Below are 16493 nucleotides of genomic sequence, written 5' to 3'. Positions count from 1 at the left end.
AGATCCAGTTCGCATTTCTTACCAGACCCGTAAGCTGAGCCGATGCTCGACGTACGACGCCTGCGACTGCTGCGCGAACTGGCCCGCCGCGGGACCATCGCCGCCGTCGCCGAAGCCCTCGCCTTCAGTCCTTCGGCGGTATCCCAGCAACTCGCCGTCCTCGAACGCGAAGCCGGGCTGCCCCTGCTGGAACGCACCGGACGCCGGGTGCGCCTCACCCCGGCCGGGCAGCACCTGGTGGGACATGCCGAGGCCGTTCTCGAACGGCTGGAACAAGCCGAGTCCGATCTCGCCGAGGCACGCGGAGGCCTGGCCGGAGCCCTGCGCATCGGGGCCTTCCCCACCGCCACCCGGGCCATCGTCCCGGCCGCCCTGACCGCCCTCGCCCGGCGCCACCCGGGACTCGAGCCGATGGTCCGCGAAACCGACCCGGCGGCGGTCGCGCACGCCCTGCGCTCGGGCGACCTCGACGTGGCCCTGATCCACGCCTACGACTTCGTGCCCGCCGCCCAGGAGCCCGGGCTGGCCACCGAGCCGCTGTACGGGGAGGCGATGTACCTGGCCGCGCCCGCGGCGGGGTTCCCCGAACCACCCCCGGGGGACGACCAGAACGCCGTCCTGCGCGCGCACGCGGAGGACCCCTGGATCACCGCAACCCCCGGCACCCTCTGCCACGCCATGACCGTACGGGCCTGCCAGGCCGCCGGGTTCAGCCCGCGGGTGCGCCACCAGGTCGACGAGTTCGCCACCGTGCTCGCCCTGGTCGCGGCCGGGCAGGGGTGGCCGTCGTACCGCAGCTCGGGGTCACCGGCCCCGCCGGCCCGGCCGTCCGCCTCACCCGCCTGCGCATGCAGCGCCGTACCAATCTCGCCTTCCGCAGCGGAGCCGGCGCCCACCCGGCGGTGGCCGCGTTCGGCGCCGCCCTGCGCGCGTCCGTACCCCCTGAGCTGGCCGGATATGGCGCCCCGGAGTGAGGCAACTCCCGTACCGCGCGGCGCCCGTGTACGTTCTGAGCGGGAACCAATGAGAGCAGAACGGGGTTACGACGTGACGCATCGCGTACGAGGGGTCATCGCCCGGAGCAAGGGCGCACCGGTGGAGACGACGACGATCCTCGTGCCCGACCCCGGACCCGGCGAGGCGCTCGTCCGGGTCCAGGCCTGCGGGGTCTGCCACACCGACCTGCACTACCGCGAGGGCGGCATCAACGACGAGTTCCCCTTCCTGCTCGGCCACGAGGCCGCCGGGATCGTGGAATCGGTCGGACCGGACGTCACCTCCGTGGCCCCCGGCGACTTCGTCGTCCTCAACTGGCGTGCGGTGTGCGGGACCTGCCGGGCTTGCAAGCGCGGACGCCCCTGGTACTGCTTCGCCACGCACAACGCGACCCAGCCCATGACCCTGGAGGACGGCACCCCGCTCTCCCCGGCGCTCGGGATCGGGGCCTTCGCCGAGAAGACCCTGGTCGCGGCCGGCCAGTGCACCAAGGTGGACCCGGCCGCCGCACCGGCGGCCGCCGGACTCCTCGGCTGCGGGGTGATGGCCGGCCTCGGCGCCGCCCTGAACACCGGCAACGTCGGGCGGGGCGACTCGGTGGCCGTCATCGGCTGCGGGGGAGTGGGCAACGCGGCCGTGGCCGGGGCCCGGCTGGCGGGCGCCTCGAAGATCATCGCGGTGGACCTCGACGACCGGAAGCTGGAGTGGGCGCGCGGCCTGGGCGCCACGCACACCGTCAACGGCCGTAAGGAAGACGTGGTCCAGGCAATCCAGGGCCTGACCGACGGGAACGGCGCCGACGTGGTGATCGAGGCGGTCGGCCGCCCCGAGACCTACCGGCAGGCCTTCTACGCCCGCGACCTGGCCGGGACCGTGGTCCTGGTCGGCGTGCCGACCCCCGAGATGAAGCTCGAACTCCCGCTGCTGGACGTCTTCGGCCGCGGCGGGGCGCTGAAGTCCTCCTGGTACGGGGACTGCCTGCCCGAGCGCGACTTCCCGATGCTCGTCGACCTCTACCTGCAGGGCCGGCTCGACCTGGACGCCTTCGTCTCCGAGACCATCCCGCTCGACGGGGTCGAAGCCGCCTTCGCCCGGATGGAGCGCGGCGAGGTGCTCCGCTCGGTGGTCGAGTTCCCGTAAGCCCCGGGCCCGTGCTGGGACCCGTACTAGACTCACCGGAACGCCACACCCGTGCCCCTGCCGCGACCCGGCCGGGGCACGGGTCTTCCGTACCTCGTACCCCAGGGGCCGTCCGTGACCATCGAGCACAGCTACCGCCAGCCCGGAACGGTCCTCACCGACCACCGGTTCACCGTCCCGCTGGACCACGCGCGCCCGGACGGCGAGCACATCGAGCTGTACGCCCGCGAGGTCGTCGCCTCCGGCAAGGATCCGCAGACCCTGCCGTGGCTGCTCTACCTGGAGGGCGGACCCGGCTTCGGGGCCCGGCGGTTCATCGGCCGGCAGGCGTGGCTGGAGCGGGCCCTGGCCGACTACCGCGTCCTCCTGCTCGACCAGCGCGGAACCGGACGCTCCACCCCGGTCAACCGGCAGACCCTGCCACTGCGCGGCGCCCCCGCGCAGCAGGCCGAGTACCTCGCCCATTTCCGCTCCGACTCCATCGTGCGCGACGCCGAGGCCATCCGCCCCGCCCTGACCGGCGGCGCCCCGTGGACCGTGCTCGGCCAGAGCTTCGGCGGATTCTGCGCGACCCACTACCTCTCCACCGCCCCCGAGGGCCTCAGCGCCGCCCTGATCACCGGCGGACTCCCGTCCCTGACCGCCACCGCCGACGAGGTGTACGAGGCCGCGTACCCCCGCATCGAGCGCAAGAACCTGGCCCACTACGCGCGGTACCCGATGGACGTGGAGCGGGCCCGCCGGATCGCGGCCCACCTCGCCGAGCGCCCGGCCGAACTCCCCGGCGGCTACCGCCTCACCGTCGAGGCCTTCCGGTCCCTCGGCCTGCTTCTCGGCTCCGGAGACGGCAGCCACCAGCTGCACTACCTGCTGGAGGACGCCTTCGTCCGCACCCCCGCCGGCCCGGCGCTCTCCGACGCCTTCCTGGAGGGCGCCCACGCGCTGCTCTCCTTCGCCGGACACCCCCTCTACGCGCTGGTCCACGAGGCGATCTACGCCCAGGACCCGGCCGTGCCCACCGCCTGGGCCGCCGACCGGGTGGGAGCCGGCCACCCCCGCTTCGACGCCGCCAAGACCCTCGCGGGCGACGAGCCCCTCCTCTTCACCGGCGAGACCATCCACCCCTGGCACTTCACCGTGGACCCCTCCCTCGCCCCGCTGCGCGAGACCGCCGAACTGCTGGCCGCCCGTACCGGCTGGGAACCCCTCTACGACCCGGCCCGGCTCGCGGCCAACGAGGTGCCGGTGGCCGCCGCCGTCTACCACGACGACATGTACGTGGACACCGCTCACTCCCTGGAGACCGCCCGCGCCGTACGGGGCCTGCGGACCTGGGTGACGGACGAGTTCGAGCACGACGGCGTCCGCGCGGGCGGCCCGCGCGTCCTGGACCGGCTGTTGGCCCTGGTGCGCGGCGAGGCCTGACCGGGCCGTGCCGGGACCCGTCGTTGTCGGTCCGTTCGTTTATGGTGCGACCCATGACCGAACAGCCTGATCAGCCCGCCCCCTTGCAGCCCATGCCCACCGACTGGCAGCGCGCCCTCGCCGTCGTCGCCCACCCGGACGACCTGGAGTACGGCTGCGCGGCGGCCATCGCGGACTGGACCGACGGGGGCCGCGAGGTCGTCTACCTGCTCGCCACCCGAGGTGAAGCGGGTATCGACACCATCGCCCCCGCCGACTGCGCACCGCTGCGCGAGGCGGAGCAGCGGGCGAGCGCGGCCGTCGTCGGCGTGTCCGAGGTGGAGTTCCTCGACTACCGCGACGGCGTGGTCGAGTACGGCCTCGACCTGCGCCGGGACATCGCGGCGGCCATCCGCCGGCACCGCCCGGAGCTGGTGATCACGCTCAACCACCGTGACACGTGGGGCGGTGCGCAAGGTGGCGGCTACTGGAACACCCCCGACCACAAGGCCGTCGGCCGGGCCACCCTGGACGCGGCCGGTGACGCCGGAAACCGGTGGATCTTCCCCGAACTCCTCACCGAGCAGGGCCTGGAGCCGTGGAACGGAGTGCGCTGGGTCGCCGTGTCCGGCTCCAGCACGCCCACGCACGCGGCCGACGCCGGTCCGGGCCTGTTGCGGTCGATCACGTCCCTGCTCGAGCACAAGTCGTACATCGAGGTGCTCACGGACCAGGACCCGGCGGAGTACGTCCGCACCTTCCTGACCGGCAACGCCCAGCAGGCGGCGGCCCGGTTCGGCGGCCGCCCGGCGGTGCCGTTCGAGGTCTTCCCCGCTGACCGGGCACCCCTAGGCTGACGGTTCGTCAGATATGTTGCGGGGGTGCAGGCCGGAGTGATCGACACCGTCACCACGGAGATCGCGGAGGGGGAGGCGCGGATCCGGCTGGAGACCGCGGACGGGCTCGCGGTCCTCACCTTGTGCCGCCCCGACAAGCTCAACGGCTGGAGCTGGGAGTCCACCCGCCAGCTGGGACTGCTCGCGGACCGGATCCGCTTCGACCCCTCGGTCCGTGCGGTACTGCTGCGGGCCGAGGGCCGGGCCTTCTGCGCGGGCATCGACGTGACCGCTCCCGGCGGCGCGATCACCGGCGGATCGGCCGCCGAGCGGACCCGCAACTACTACGAGGGCATCCGCTGGGTCCACGAGCGCTTCGCGGTCCTCGCCCGCCTCCCGCAGCCGGTGGTGGCCGCCGTCCAGGGCTACTGCCTCGGCTTCGGTTTCGAACTGGCCCTGATGGCCGACATCCGGGTGGCGGCCGAGGACGCCGTCTTCGCCCTGCCGGAGGCCCGGTTGGGCGTGGCGGTGGACGCGGGCGGCGACCTCCGCATCGCCCGCGAGGCGGGCGCGGGCTGGGCCAAGTACCTGGCCCTGACCGGACGTCGCATCGACGCGGCGACCGCGCAGCGGCTGAACCTGGTCCAACTGGTCGTCCCCGGCGAGGAGCTGGACTCCGCGGCCCGGGGCCTGGCGGCGGAGATCGCCGCGAACGCCCCCTCGCGGTCCAGGGCATCAAGCGCGCGGTCGACGCCTACGCGGACGCCGCCCTGCCCGCCGCCCTCGACCGCGTCGCGATGACGGCCGCCCTCACCCTCACCTCGGACGACTGCCGCGAGGGCTACGGGGCCAAGGCCGCGCGCCGCCCCCCGCACTTCACGGGAGGCTAGGGGGTGTCTTGCCCGCGCCGAAGGGCCCGCGCCCCAGCTGCTCGCGCACCGGCACGACCTCGGGGTTGACCAGCGACCGGCGCTGCCAGTTCGCGCCGTCGACCACCAGGGTGTGGCCCGTGACGAACCGGGCGTACGGCGAGGCCAGGAAGGTCGCGGCCCAGCCCAGCTCTCGTGGCGCGCCCACCCGCAGGGCCGGCTGCCGCCCGTCCTTGGCGTCGGGCGCGGCGCGCTCCAGGCCGTCCCGGATGTCCCCGGTCATGTCGGCGTGCGGGAAGAGCCCCGGCACGAGGCCGTTGACCTGGATGCCGTACGGGCCCCACTCGACGGCGAGGGTCTCCACCAGGTTCTTCACCCCCGCCTTGGCGGCCGCACTGTGCGCGAAGCCCGGCCCGCCCGTCCAGGCGTACGAGGCGCCGATGTTCACGATCGACCCCGGGGTGCCCGCGGCGAGGTGGCGGCGGCCGAACTCCCGGGTCATGAACCAGGTGCCGGTCAGGGTGATGTCCACCACCGCCCGCCAGGCGTTCGGCGACAAGTCCTCGGCCGGGGAGGGGAAGTTGGCGGCCGCGTTGTTGACCAGGACGTCCGGCAGCCCGAGCGTGGCCTGGGCCGCGTCGAAGACCTCCGCGACCCGCTCGGGGTCCCGTATGTCGCAGACCGCGGCCGTCACCCGGCCCGCGCCGGGGACGGCCGCCAGTTCCTTGCGCGCCGCCTCGAGATGCTCGGCCCGGCGGCTCGCGATCACCAGATCGGCCCCGAGCCGCGCGAACTCGGCGGCGATGGCCTTGCCCAGCCCGGTGCCGCCGCCCGTCACGAGGACCACTTGCCCCGCGTACGTACCGGGGGGCAGGGCGGCGGCGCCGAGCGGCGGGGGCGCGGGCAGGCCGCGCGGGATCTCGTCCGTCATGGGGCATCGATAGCGCGCCGGCCCCGAGATCACCATGCCCCGGACCGGATCAACTCTGCGGCGTGTAAGCCTGCTTGCTCGCGCAGGTCCAGATCACGGCGCCCGAGCCGACGCCGTCCCAGCCCCAGTAGCTGCCGCCCACCCGGTCGTCGTCCGACACCGCGAGGGCCTCGCTGCGCGCGTCCGGCGTGGCGCCCGCGGGGTAGGGGAGCGCCTTCGCCGGGCCCGCACCCGGCCAGTAGGCGGCCTGGGTGTGGTTGGCGTAGCCCTCGACGAAGGTCACGGCCGTGCCGACCGTCGCGTTCGTGTCCGGGCTGATGGCGTCGAGCGTGAGGTGCTCGTATCCGGCCACCAGGCCGGGGCCGGCCGGCAGGGCGTCGTACGGCCGCTTCCAGACGGCGGGCTTGCGCTCCTGCCAGTCCCGGTAGCTGCGGGCCTCGTAACCGACGACCCGTCCCCGGTTGTCGATGCCGGTCGCGTGGGTGCCCACGGTCCAGTCGCTGTCGTTCCATACCGGGAGGCTCGAGGTCGGGTAGTCGCCGGCGGGCCAGACCACGGGGAAGGTCTTGCTGACGATCTGGTCGTTGTCCTGGTCCCAGTAGTTCGTGTACGCGGTGCCGAGGATGTCGCCGCGCTTGTTGATGCCGTTCACCGAGCTGATGACGGTACTCGGGTGCGCGTCGGCGGGGACGGGCAGCTCGCGCACCACATGGCCGTTCACCCACTCCTTGGCGACGCCGTCGTCCAGGGCGACGACGTGGCCCGCGTCGTTGACGTCCGCCCCGCCGGAGCGTCCGGACGAGGCGGTGATCAGCTGGACCGATCCGGCACCGAGCTGGTAGGTGAAGGCGGCCCCCGGGTAGCCCTGCACGGTGCTCCGGACCGTGCCCACCATCAGGCCCTTGCCGTTCACGGCGGTGACCGTGCCCTCCTGGAAGCCCTCCGGCATCGGCACCGCGTGGACCCGGTGGTCCGCGGTCCAGTACGCGGGCAGCCCGGCGCTGGAACCCACCGCCAGGCCGCCGGCTCCGAAGCCGTGGACCGCCCCCGCGGGGCCGCCCGTCAGCGAGGGCAGGACGGTGATGCCGGGCGCGCACGCCGGCTCGGCCGCCGCGGCCGGACCGGCGGCGGTGATCAGCCCCGCGAGGACGGCGGCGGCCGCCGCGGCGGACGTGGTACCTCTCATACGGCTTCTGTTCATTGGACGGTTCCCCCGATGGTCGTGTCATATGCCCCATGACAACTGCCCGTTGATGCTAATCCGGCCCCACCGGAAGGGCCGCCCCTTTTCCCGCGTGTCCGCGTGGTTCACAGGAGGGCAAGCGACCGCTTAGTATGCCCGCGGAGCGTGGTTCCTCGACGGCGGCTGGAGGCCCCGGATGCAGGCATGGCGAGTACACACCCCTGGAGAGCCCCGAGAGGTCATGCGCCTCGAGGAGATCTCCGAACCGGTGCCCGGCGAGGGCGAGGTGAGGCTGAAGGTGCTGGCGGCGAACCTCAATTTCCCCGACGCCCTCCTCGTACGCGGCCAGTACCAGATCCGCCCGCCGCTGCCCTTCACCCCCGGCGTCGAGATCTGCGGCCTGACCGACGACGGCCGCCGCGTCATCGCCAACCCGAGCCTGCCCCACGGCGGCTTCGCCGAGTACGTGGTCGCACCCGAACGGGCCCTGCTTCCGGCCCCCGAGAGCCTTGATGACGCCCAGGCCGCAGCCCTGCACATCGGCTATCAGACCGGCTGGTTCGGCCTGCACCGCCGGGCCCGCCTCCAGGCGGGCGAGACCCTGCTCGTACACGCCGCCGCCGGCGGGGTCGGCAGCGCCGCCGTCCAGCTCGGCAAGGCCGCCGGGGCCACCGTCATCGGGGTGGTCGGCGGCAAGGCCAAGGCGCGTACCGCCGAGGAACTCGGCTGTGACCTGGTGATCGACCGTACGGCCGAGGACGTGATCGCCCGGGTGAAGGAGTTCACCGGCGGGCGCGGGGCCGACGTCGTGTACGACCCCGTCGGCGGCGACTCCTACACCGCCTCCGCCAAGTGCGTGGCCTTCGAGGGCCGGATCGTCGTCGTCGGCTTCGCGAGCGGCACCGTCCCCGCGCCCGCCCTCAACCACGCCCTCGTCAAGAACTACTCGATCCTCGGCCTGCACTGGGGGCTCTACGCCGTCAAGGACCCGGCCTCGATCGCCGCCTGCCACACCGAACTCACCCGCCTCGCAGCCGAAGGCGCCATCAAGCCCCTGGTCAGCGAAACCATCGCGCTCCCCGCCGTCGCCGACGCCGTGCAGCGCCTCGCCGACGGCGCCACCACCGGCCGGCTGGTTCTGGTCATGCCCAGGGACCGGGGTGTCTCCCGATGACCGCCACCACCGCCGAGCACCTGCTCACACGCGTACGGGAACTGCTCGCCGCCCACCCGCCCGCGGACACGTCCCGTACGGACTTCCTGCGCGCCCGCTTCGACGCCGGACTCGCCTGGGTGCACTACCCCGAGGGCCTGGGCGGCCTCGGCGCCCCCCGCACCCTCCAAGCCGTGGTCGACGCCGAACTGGAGGCCGCCGGAGCCCCCGACAACGACCCGCGCCGGATCGGCATCGGCCTCGGCATGGCCGCGCCCACGATCCTCGCGTACGGCACCGAGGAGCAGAAGCAGCGCTTCCTGCGGCCCCTGTGGGTTGGCGAGGAGGTCTGGTGCCAGCTCTTCAGCGAGCCCGGCGCCGGCTCCGACCTCGCCGCGCTCGGCACCCGCGCCGTCCTGGACGAGGAGTCGGGCGAGTGGGTGGTCGACGGCCAGAAGGTGTGGACCTCCAGCGCCCATACCGCCCGCTGGGCCATCCTGATCGCCCGCACCGACCCGGCGCAGCCCAAGCACCGGGGCATCACGTACTTCCTCTGTGACATGCACGCCCCCGGCGTCGAGGTCCGGCCGCTGCGCCAGATCACCGGCGAGGCCGAGTTCAACGAGGTCTTCCTCACCGGCGTCCGCATCCCCGACGCCCACCGGCTCGGCGCCGTCGGCGACGGCTGGGCGGTCGCCCGCACCACCCTGATGAACGAACGCGTCTCCATCGGCGGCATGCGCATCCCGCGCGAGGGCGGCATGATCGCGCCGGTCGCCGCTGCCTGGCGCGAACGCCCCGAACTGCGCACCCACGCCCTCCACCAGCGGCTGCTGGAGCTGTGGGTGGAGGCCGAGGTCGCCCGCCTCACCGGTGAACGGCTGCGCCAGCAGCTCGCCGTCGGCCAGCCCGGCCCCGAGGGATCCGGGATGAAGCTCACCTTCGCCCGCCTCAACCAGGAGATCAGCGCACTGGAGGTCGAACTCCTCGCGGAGGAGGGCCTGTCGTACGAGGACTGGACCATGCGCCGTCCCGAACTGGTCGACTTCACCGGCCGCGACGCCGGCTACCGCTATCTGCGCGCCAAGGGCAACAGCATCGAGGGCGGCACCAGCGAAGTCCTCCTCAACATCGTCGCCGAACGCGTGCTGGGCCTGCCTCCCGAACCGCGCGACGACAAGGACCTGGCCTGGAAGGATCTGACCCGATGACGGTACCGACGACACCGACGGACCTGCTCTACTCCGAGGCCGAGGAAGAACTCCGCGCCGCCGTACGGTCGCTCCTCGAGGCCCGCTGCTCACCCGCGAGCATCCTCGCCCGGATCGAGACCGACCGCCCCCACGACCCCGCCCTGTGGCGCCCCCTCGCCGCCGGGATCGGCGCGGCCGGGCTCCTCGTCCCGGAGAAGCTCGGCGGCCAGGGTGCGAGCCACCGCGAGGCGGCGGTGGTCCTGGAGGAGCTGGGCCGGACCGTGGCGCCCGTCCCGTACCTGACGAGCGCTGTGCTCGCCACCGAGATCCTGCTCGGCTGCGACACCGGGGACGCCGCCCCGCTGCTGCGGGAGCTGGCCTCGGGGCGGCAGGTGTGCGTACCGGCCGTGCCGCTGACCCTCGCCCCCGGCGCCCCGCTGCCGGCCGCCGTCCGGGACTCCGGCGGCGGGACCCTGACCGGTACGGTCACCTCCGTCGCGGACGCGGTGGCCGCCGACGTGCTGCTGGTGCTCGCCGACACCGGGCTGTACGCCGTCCCCGCCGCCTCGGCCGAGCTCACCGCGCAGGTCCCGCTGGACCTGACCCGCCCGCTGGCCACCGTCACCCTCGACGCCGCCGCCGGCACCCGGCTCGCCGACCCCGCCACGGCCCGGGCGGCCGTCGCCGGGGCCCTGCTCTCCGGGGCCGGGCTGCTCGCCTCCGAGCAACTGGGCATCGCCGAGTGGTGCCTGACGGAGACCGTCGGATACCTCCGGGTCCGCCATCAGTTCAACCGGCCCGTCGGGTCCTTCCAGGCCCTCAAGCACCGCCTGGCACGCCTCTGGCTCGACGTGGCCTCCGCCCGGGCGGCGGCCAGGGCCGCGGCCGACGCCCTGGCCACCGCGTCCCCCGACGCACCGCTCACGGTTGCCGTCGCCCAGGCCTACTGCTCGGGCGTGGCCGTCCGGGCCGCCGAGGAGTGCGTCCAGCTGCACGGCGGCATCGGCATGACCTGGGAACACCCGGCCCACCTCTACCTCAAGCGGGCCAAGGCCGACTCCCTGACCCTCGGCACGGCGGGCCACCACCGCGGCCTGGTCGCCGACTTCGCGGAACTCCCGGCCCCCTAGGAGGCGTCCGGGAGCGGGCCCGGGAGAGGGCGTGCTCGGGCGGGTGCGGCCCGGCGCCCACCGGCAGGGGCTGCGGCATGGCCGAACGGCCGATGCGCGGGCCGGGCCGGGTGCGGCACCCTCGACGGGTTGCCCCCGAGAACCCGCCCGCCCAGTGAAGGAGGCGCCATGCTGCACGCCCTCTACCTCCTCGGCGTCGCCGCCTTCGCCGCCTCCGGCGTACTGGCCGCGCACCGCGCCAACATGGACCCCTTCGGCGGGCTCGTCCTCGCCTTCGCCGCCGGCATCTCAGGCGGCACCCTGCGCGACCTGATCCTCGACCGGCACCCGCTCTACTGGACGCACGACTGGGTGCTGCTCGTGCTCATCGCCTCCGTCGGCGTGACGACCATGCTCTACCTGCGCCGCCAGGAGCTCCCGCACCGCACCCTCATGGTGGCCGACGCCCTCGGCCTCGCCGTGGTGACCGTGATCGGCGCCCGGGCCGCGATCGACGCCCACGTCACGCCCGTCGCCGTCCTCATCCTCGCCGTCCTGACCGGCGTCACCGGCGAGGTCGTCCGCGACGTCCTGTGCGGGGAGTTCCCTCCGCTGCTGCTGCGCGAGGAGGTGTACGCGACCGCCGCGCTGGCGGGCGCCGCCGCCTACCTCGGCCTGCAGCGGGCCGGGACCGCGGACACGCTGGACATCGTCATCTCGGCCGGTCTCGTCTTCGCGCTCCGGATGGCGGCGATCTTCCGCGACCTGCACCTGCCCCCTCCAGCGCGCGGCGGCCTGATCCTCATCCTCGCCGGACTCGACCACGAGACGGCCGCGTGCACCCCACGACCCTCTTCTACAAGCACCCTCAGGGGTGACCTCGCCCGCCGCGCGGCGTTAGACCCGTAGCCGCCGGCCACCGAGCGAGGGAGACCGAATGTCCGCAGCACCCGCCGCACTTCCCACCCGCCGCGCCCTTCTCCGTACGGCTTTCACCGCGGCCGTGCTCGCCGGCACGGCCGCGGCGCTCGCTCCCGTACTGCGTGCCCGCCGCCCCCGGCAGACCCTCACCCCGGCCCCGCTCGCGGAGGAGACGTACCGGGGCCGGCACATCGCCGTGGACCAGGCCGGGATCCGCATCGACGGGCGCCCGCTGCACGTCATGCGCCGGGCCGACGGCAGCTACCTGAGCGGGGTCAACCACTTCGAGTCCTTCGGGACACCGCTGGAACTGGCCCGTGCGGCCGTCGACGAACTGGGCACGGCCCAGCTGGTCCTGGCGTCCGCCCCGCACCACGGCTGAGGGGAGGAGCCCCGAGTTGTACACCCGGCAGAACCAGAAGAACCTGACCAGCGCCCAGAAGAAGCGGTTCACGGCGGCCGTGCTGGAGCTCAAGCGAAACGGCGTCTACGACACCTTCGTGCGCACCCACGGCAAGTACTTCGTGCCAGACCGCGACCGCAAGCTCCGAGTCGGGCACATGTCCCCGTCCTTCTTCCCGTGGCACCGGTACTACCTGCTGGCCTTCGAGAAGCAGCTGCAGGCCGTCGACCCGAACGTCTCCATCCCCTACTGGGACTGGACCACCGACAACAGCCCGGTCTCCTCCCTCTGGGCCGACGACTTCCTCGGCGGCACCGGCCGCGCCTCGGACCGGCAGGTGATGACCGGGCCGTTCGCCCACGACAAGGGCAACTGGACGGTGACGGTGGGCATCTCGGAAGCCCGCTTCCTCACCCGCAACCTCGGCCGGCCGCAGAACCCGATCGCCCTGCCCACCCCGGCCGAACTCCAGTGGGCGATCGACGACCCGGTCTACGACATCTCGCCCTGGAACTCCGCCGTCGACGGCTTCCGCAACAAGCTGGAGGGCTGGGCCGCGCCCAAGAGCGAGCGCTGGCGCAACCACAACAAGGTCCACCAGTGGATCGGCGGCCACATGACGGGCGGAACGGCGCCCAACGACCCGGCCTTCTGGCTGCACCACGCCTTCGTGGACCTGGTCTGGGACCGCTGGCAGCGGAAGCACCCGCGCTCCGGCTACCTGCCCGCCGTGCCGCCCGCGCTCGGCGACCTCCAGCGCGGCCGGGTGATCGCCCTCGACGAGCCGATGCCGCCGTGGGACGTCACCCCGCGCGAGATGTTCGGCCACCAGGGCATCTACCGCTACGAATGACACGGGAAAGGGCCCCCGCCAGGAGGCGGGGGCCCTTCAGCCGATCAGCCGATCAGCGGCCGACGATCAGTGGCCGTAGTCCCCGCCCTCGGTGTGGTGCTTGTCCTCGTGGCCCGACGCGTTCACGCAGACGTTGCCGAACGCCGGGTTCAGCAGGGCGATCACGTTGACGGTGTTGCCGCAGACGTTGACCGGGACGTGCACCGGAACCTGGAGCAGGTTGCCCGACAGGACACCGGGGGAGCCGATCGCCGCACCGTGCGCTCCGGCATCGGCGACGGCCAGACCCGCTCCGGCGGCCACGACGCTACCGGCGACAGCGGTGACGGCGAATGCCTTCGCGATACGCGACATCAAGATCTCCTCATGCGATATGGGGTGCCGCAGGTCTGCGGCGTTTGACATGGCATACAACGCGGGGAGGCCCGGGTGGTCACGGCTGCTAGGCCTACTTGGTGAGGTCACGGTCACGGCTTGTCACCAGTGGGGCCGCTGTGCGACCGTGCGCGCACCGCGCGCGTGCGCGGGGCGGAACGCGGGAGGACCAGATGAGCACAGCGGGCGGCGACACCGGCGGCCGGCCCAGGGCCAGGACCGCGCACGGCGTGGTCGAGGGCCGGACGGGGCCGGACGGCATCGCCGTGTTCCGCGGCATCCCCTACGCCGCCCCGCCCGTCGGCGCCCTCCGCTTCGCGGCGCCCGCGCCCCCGGAGCCCTGGGACGGCGTACGCGACGCCGGTGCGTACGGTCCCACCGCGCCGAAGGTGCCCTACCCGCCGAAGTTCGCGGCCCTGCTGGCAGACCCGGAGATCCCCGGCGAGGACTGCCTGAGCGTCAACGTGTGGACCCCCGAGCCGGCGCCCGGGGCCCGGCTGCCCGTCATGGTGTGGATCCACGGCGGGGCGCTCACCCGGGGCTCCTCGGCCGTCCCCGTCTACGACGGCTCCGCCTTCGCCCGCGACGGGGTCGTGCTCGTCTCCCTCAACTACCGCCTCGGCGTCCTCGGCTACGGGCTCTTCCCCGACGCGCCCGCCAACCGGGGTCTGCTCGACCAGATCGCCGCCCTGGAGTGGGTCCGGGACAACATCGGGGCCTTCGGCGGCGACCCCGCCCGCGTCACCGTCTTCGGCGAGTCCGCCGGAGCCATCAGCATCGGCGCCCTGCTCGCCGCCCCCAGGGCCGCCGGACTCTTCGCACAGGCGGTCCTGGAGAGCGGCGCCCCCGAGGTGCTGCACCGCGACCGGGTCCGTGCCATGGTCCGGCGGATGGCCTCCCTGCTGAAGACGGACGCCACCGCGGAGGCCTTCGGCGCCACCGCCCTGCCCACCCTGCTCGCCGCCCAGGCGGCCGTGCTGCGCAGATCGAGCCCCTCGCGGGCGGTCCCGCCTTCGGCCTGGTGGCCGACCCGGACACGCTGCCCGGCGACCCGCTCGACGCGGCCCGCGCCGCCGAGGTACCGCTGCTGCTGGGCTGGACCGCCGAGGAGTACCGGCTCTGGCTCGCCCCGACGGGCGCGATGCGGCTGCTGGACCGGCTGGGCCCGCTCGCGGTGGCGCTGGCCCGGTGGCGCAGCGGCAAGGACCTGGCCGCCGTACGGGCGCTGCGCGCCGCCCTGCCCGGGGCCGGCCCCGCCGACCTCGCGGGGCAGCTGCTCACCGACCGGCTGCTGCGCGATCCGCTGCGCAGGCTCGCCGGGGCGGGGCGGGCGGCGCCGAGTTTCCTGTACGAGTTCGCGTGGCGCTCCGGCGTCCCGGGGCTCGGCGCCTGCCACGCCCTGGAGTTGGGCTTCGTATTCGACAGGCTGGACGTGCCGGAGGCGGCCTGGCTGGCCGGGCCGGACGCCCCGCAGGCGCTGGCCGACGAGATGCACACGGCCTGGGTGCGCTTCGCGGTGACCGGCGATCCGGGCTGGGCGCCCTGGAACGGCAGCGGCCCGCCGAAGGCGTTCGGCGGGCCGGAGGCCAAAGAGGGGGTGGAGGCCGTGGACGCGGTGGAGGCGCCGGCAGTTACTCGACGGGTCCTTCCATGACCTTGCTGATGTACTGGATCGGCCCCTCGCCCATGTTCGGGACGTAGGTCTTGGCGTTGTGCTGGCCGCCCTTGATGATCCTCAGCTCGGTGTGCACGGGCCCCTTGTTGCCGAAGGTGGCGATGAACTTCTGCACGTCCGGCAGGGTCTTCTTGTTGTTCTCGCTGTCGCCGACCTGGAAGGCGAGGTAGACGTCCGGACCCTTGCGGTCGATGAGCTGCTTCGCCAGCAGCTCCGGGTTGTTCTCGGCCTTCTCCTTGTCGTGGCCCTTCCAGAGGGAGGAGTCCGGGACGATGTCCGGGCCCGAGGCGATCACGGCCTTGAACTTGTCCGGGTGCTTCAGCACGGCCTTCAGGCCCGCGAACCCGCCGGTGGAGGAACCCATGAAGGCCCAGCCGTCACGGGACTTCACGGTCCGGAAGTTCGCCTTCATCAGGTCCGGCACGTCCTCGGTCAGCCATGTGCCCATCTTCGGCTGGTCGGGGATGTCGGAGCCGTCCCAGTAGACGCCCTTGTCGTCCGGCCCCGGGTTGAGCACCGGCATGGCCAGGATGAACGGCTTGCTCTTCCCCTCGGAGTACCACTTGGCGATGCTGGTCTGGAGACCGAGGTCGGTGCCCATCCAGTAGTTGCTCGGGTATCCGGCGCCGCCCGGCAGGGCGATCATGACCGGGAAGCCGCTCTTGGCGAACTTGGGGTCGTTGTACTCCTTGGGCGCCCAGACCCACACCTTGCCCTTGAAGCCGGACTTCTTGCCGTCCAGCGTGGTGACGGCGACGTGCGTCCCGTCGGGCAGGGTCATCGAATTCTTGAAGTCGGCGGCCGGCCCGGTGGGCATCAGCATCTTGGAGTTCGCCGCCTGCTGGGGGGCGTCCTTCTTGCCGTCGCCGCCGGCGGGCGGCTTCCCGAAGGACACGGCCGAGCCCTTGTCGGTGAACGGGGGTATCTCGTAGTGGTTCATCACGCCGGCCGCTATGCCCGCGAGCGCGAGGACGACGACACCCGCTATCACCCAGCGCCGGACCCTGGACTTGCGCCGGGGCTCGTACTCCGGCTCCTGCCCGTAAGGCTCGTACGGTCCGTGTCCGTGGGGAGGCTGCTGCCCGTACTCCTGCTGCCCGTACTGCTGCTGTACGTACTGGTCGCCGTAGGGCTGCTGCGGGTTCTGCCCCTCCGGCCGGTACGGCGGCTGGTACTGCTGCCCTTCGGGTGCGTACGACATGTGCGGTGGCTCTCCGGCTGGTGCTGCCCCGACGGGGCGGTGGTCTGGCGGGCTTGATCCTTCCGTTCGAAGGATGAACGAAAGCATGCCAGGGTTCCGCATTTTTCCTTTTCTTGGGATTTTCTTGGGGAAGGCCGTTGCCCGGCGCCGGCAAGGCCCGCCGCGTTCCCGCGCCGTTCGCCGGACAGGCCTGGCTCATGTGCATGTCAATGGGTATGGTGCCCCCGCCCCGCGAGAGGAGAGGACCCCTT

The 16493-nt window shown here is 73.2% G+C and carries 14 protein-coding genes and 2 pseudogenes; 12 read left to right on the top strand and 4 right to left on the bottom strand.

The features are described from left to right. Nucleotides 1–42: 42 nt before the first annotated feature. The 5 genes and pseudogenes from JIW86_RS06615 to JIW86_RS06595 form a co-directional block, all read left to right on the top strand. Nucleotides 43–723: pseudogene (locus tag JIW86_RS06615) on the top strand (LysR family transcriptional regulator); the annotation flags it as partial. A 324-nt stretch (nt 724–1047) separates the two neighbouring features. Further along, the gene (locus tag JIW86_RS06610) at nt 1048–2136 is read left to right on the top strand and encodes an S-(hydroxymethyl)mycothiol dehydrogenase (protein ID WP_257559239.1); all 1089 of its coding nucleotides are present in this window, start codon (nt 1048–1050) and stop codon (nt 2134–2136) included. A 120-nt stretch (nt 2137–2256) separates the two neighbouring features. After that, nucleotides 2257–3561, top strand: coding sequence for an alpha/beta hydrolase (locus JIW86_RS06605; RefSeq protein ID WP_257559238.1), 1305 nt, complete (start codon nt 2257–2259; stop codon nt 3559–3561). Nucleotides 3562–3614: 53 nt separating this feature from the next. Further along, nucleotides 3615–4397 (top strand): PIG-L deacetylase family protein, encoded by a 783-nt coding sequence (locus JIW86_RS06600; protein ID WP_257552919.1) that lies wholly within the window; start codon nt 3615–3617, stop codon nt 4395–4397. Between the two features lie 24 nt (nt 4398–4421). After that, the gene (locus JIW86_RS06595; protein WP_257552918.1) at nt 4422–5177 is read left to right on the top strand and encodes an enoyl-CoA hydratase/isomerase family protein; all 756 of its coding nucleotides are present in this window, start codon (nt 4422–4424) and stop codon (nt 5175–5177) included. A gap of 75 nt (nt 5178–5252) precedes the next feature. On the opposite strand, the gene JIW86_RS06590 is transcribed toward JIW86_RS06595, so the two are convergent. After that, nucleotides 5253–6176 (bottom strand): SDR family oxidoreductase, encoded by a 924-nt coding sequence (locus JIW86_RS06590; RefSeq protein WP_257552917.1) that lies wholly within the window; start codon nt 6174–6176, stop codon nt 5253–5255. Between the two features lie 49 nt (nt 6177–6225). Beyond that, nucleotides 6226–7362 (bottom strand): DUF3466 family protein, encoded by a 1137-nt coding sequence (locus JIW86_RS06585; RefSeq protein WP_257552916.1) that lies wholly within the window; start codon nt 7360–7362, stop codon nt 6226–6228. 193 nt (nt 7363–7555) lie between these two features. On the opposite strand from JIW86_RS06585, the gene JIW86_RS06580 reads away from it, so the two are divergent. The 6 genes from JIW86_RS06580 (at nt 7556) to JIW86_RS06555 (ending at nt 12991) form a co-directional block, all read left to right on the top strand. Further along, nucleotides 7556–8533 (top strand): NADPH:quinone oxidoreductase family protein, encoded by a 978-nt coding sequence (locus tag JIW86_RS06580; RefSeq protein WP_257552915.1) that lies wholly within the window; start codon nt 7556–7558, stop codon nt 8531–8533. Continuing rightward, complete coding sequence (locus tag JIW86_RS06575) at nt 8530–9723, top strand: acyl-CoA dehydrogenase family protein (protein WP_257552914.1); 1194 nt, start codon at nt 8530–8532, stop codon at nt 9721–9723. Before JIW86_RS06580 ends, JIW86_RS06575 begins: the two co-directional genes overlap by 4 nt. Next, the gene (locus JIW86_RS06570) at nt 9720–10835 is read left to right on the top strand and encodes an acyl-CoA dehydrogenase family protein (RefSeq protein WP_257552913.1); all 1116 of its coding nucleotides are present in this window, start codon (nt 9720–9722) and stop codon (nt 10833–10835) included. Before JIW86_RS06575 ends, JIW86_RS06570 begins: the two co-directional genes overlap by 4 nt. Nucleotides 10836–11003: 168 nt before the next feature. Further along, a complete protein-coding gene (locus tag JIW86_RS06565) occupies nt 11004–11723 on the top strand; it encodes a trimeric intracellular cation channel family protein (protein ID WP_257552912.1) in 720 nt (239 codons plus the stop codon). A 28-nt stretch (nt 11724–11751) separates the two neighbouring features. Continuing rightward, nucleotides 11752–12117: a tyrosinase cofactor gene (locus JIW86_RS06560; protein ID WP_257552911.1), complete on the top strand. Its 366-nt coding sequence runs from the start codon at nt 11752–11754 to the stop codon at nt 12115–12117. A 16-nt stretch (nt 12118–12133) separates the two neighbouring features. Further along, the gene (locus tag JIW86_RS06555) at nt 12134–12991 is read left to right on the top strand and encodes a tyrosinase family protein (RefSeq protein WP_257552910.1); all 858 of its coding nucleotides are present in this window, start codon (nt 12134–12136) and stop codon (nt 12989–12991) included. Nucleotides 12992–13057: 66 nt separating this feature from the next. On the opposite strand, the gene JIW86_RS06550 is transcribed toward JIW86_RS06555, so the two are convergent. Then, entirely contained in the window at nt 13058–13345 is a 288-nt protein-coding gene (locus JIW86_RS06550; RefSeq protein WP_257552909.1) for a chaplin, read from the bottom strand. Between the two features lie 194 nt (nt 13346–13539). Between JIW86_RS06550 and JIW86_RS06545 the strand changes: the two are divergent. Next, nucleotides 13540–15020 (top strand): annotated as a pseudogene (locus tag JIW86_RS06545) (carboxylesterase/lipase family protein). Here the strand turns inward: JIW86_RS06545 and JIW86_RS06540 are convergent. Continuing rightward, complete coding sequence (locus tag JIW86_RS06540; protein WP_322975494.1) at nt 14998–16242, bottom strand: alpha/beta hydrolase; 1245 nt, start codon at nt 16240–16242, stop codon at nt 14998–15000. The pseudogene JIW86_RS06545 and the gene JIW86_RS06540 sit on opposite strands and share 23 nt — an antisense overlap. Nucleotides 16243–16493: the final 251 nt, after the last annotated feature.

The organism is Streptomyces sp. NBC_00162, assembly GCF_024611995.1.
Taxonomy (GTDB): Bacteria; Actinomycetota; Actinomycetes; order Streptomycetales; family Streptomycetaceae; genus Streptomyces.
The sequence above is the reverse complement of the archived record's forward strand: the minus strand, read 5'-3'. Positions and strand labels throughout refer to the sequence as shown.

Bases quoted from the DNA above. Each gene is read 5' to 3' on its own strand.
- JIW86_RS06600 (WP_257552919.1), top strand. From the start codon at position 3,615: ATGACCGAACAGCCTGATCAGCCCGCCCCCTTGCAGCCCATGCCCACC.
- JIW86_RS06590 (WP_257552917.1), bottom strand. From the start codon at position 6,176: ATGACGGACGAGATCCCGCGCGGCCTGCCCGCGCCCCCGCCGCTCGGC.
- JIW86_RS06585 (WP_257552916.1), bottom strand. From the start codon at position 7,362: ATGAGAGGTACCACGTCCGCCGCGGCGGCCGCCGCCGTCCTCGCGGGG.
- JIW86_RS06580 (WP_257552915.1), top strand. From the start codon at position 7,556: ATGCAGGCATGGCGAGTACACACCCCTGGAGAGCCCCGAGAGGTCATG.
- JIW86_RS06575 (WP_257552914.1), top strand. From the start codon at position 8,530: ATGACCGCCACCACCGCCGAGCACCTGCTCACACGCGTACGGGAACTG.
- JIW86_RS06570 (WP_257552913.1), top strand. From the start codon at position 9,720: ATGACGGTACCGACGACACCGACGGACCTGCTCTACTCCGAGGCCGAG.
- JIW86_RS06565 (WP_257552912.1), top strand. From the start codon at position 11,004: ATGCTGCACGCCCTCTACCTCCTCGGCGTCGCCGCCTTCGCCGCCTCC.
- JIW86_RS06560 (WP_257552911.1), top strand. From the start codon at position 11,752: ATGTCCGCAGCACCCGCCGCACTTCCCACCCGCCGCGCCCTTCTCCGT.
- JIW86_RS06550 (WP_257552909.1), bottom strand. From the start codon at position 13,345: ATGTCGCGTATCGCGAAGGCATTCGCCGTCACCGCTGTCGCCGGTAGC.
- JIW86_RS06540 (WP_322975494.1), bottom strand. From the start codon at position 16,242: ATGTCGTACGCACCCGAAGGGCAGCAGTACCAGCCGCCGTACCGGCCG.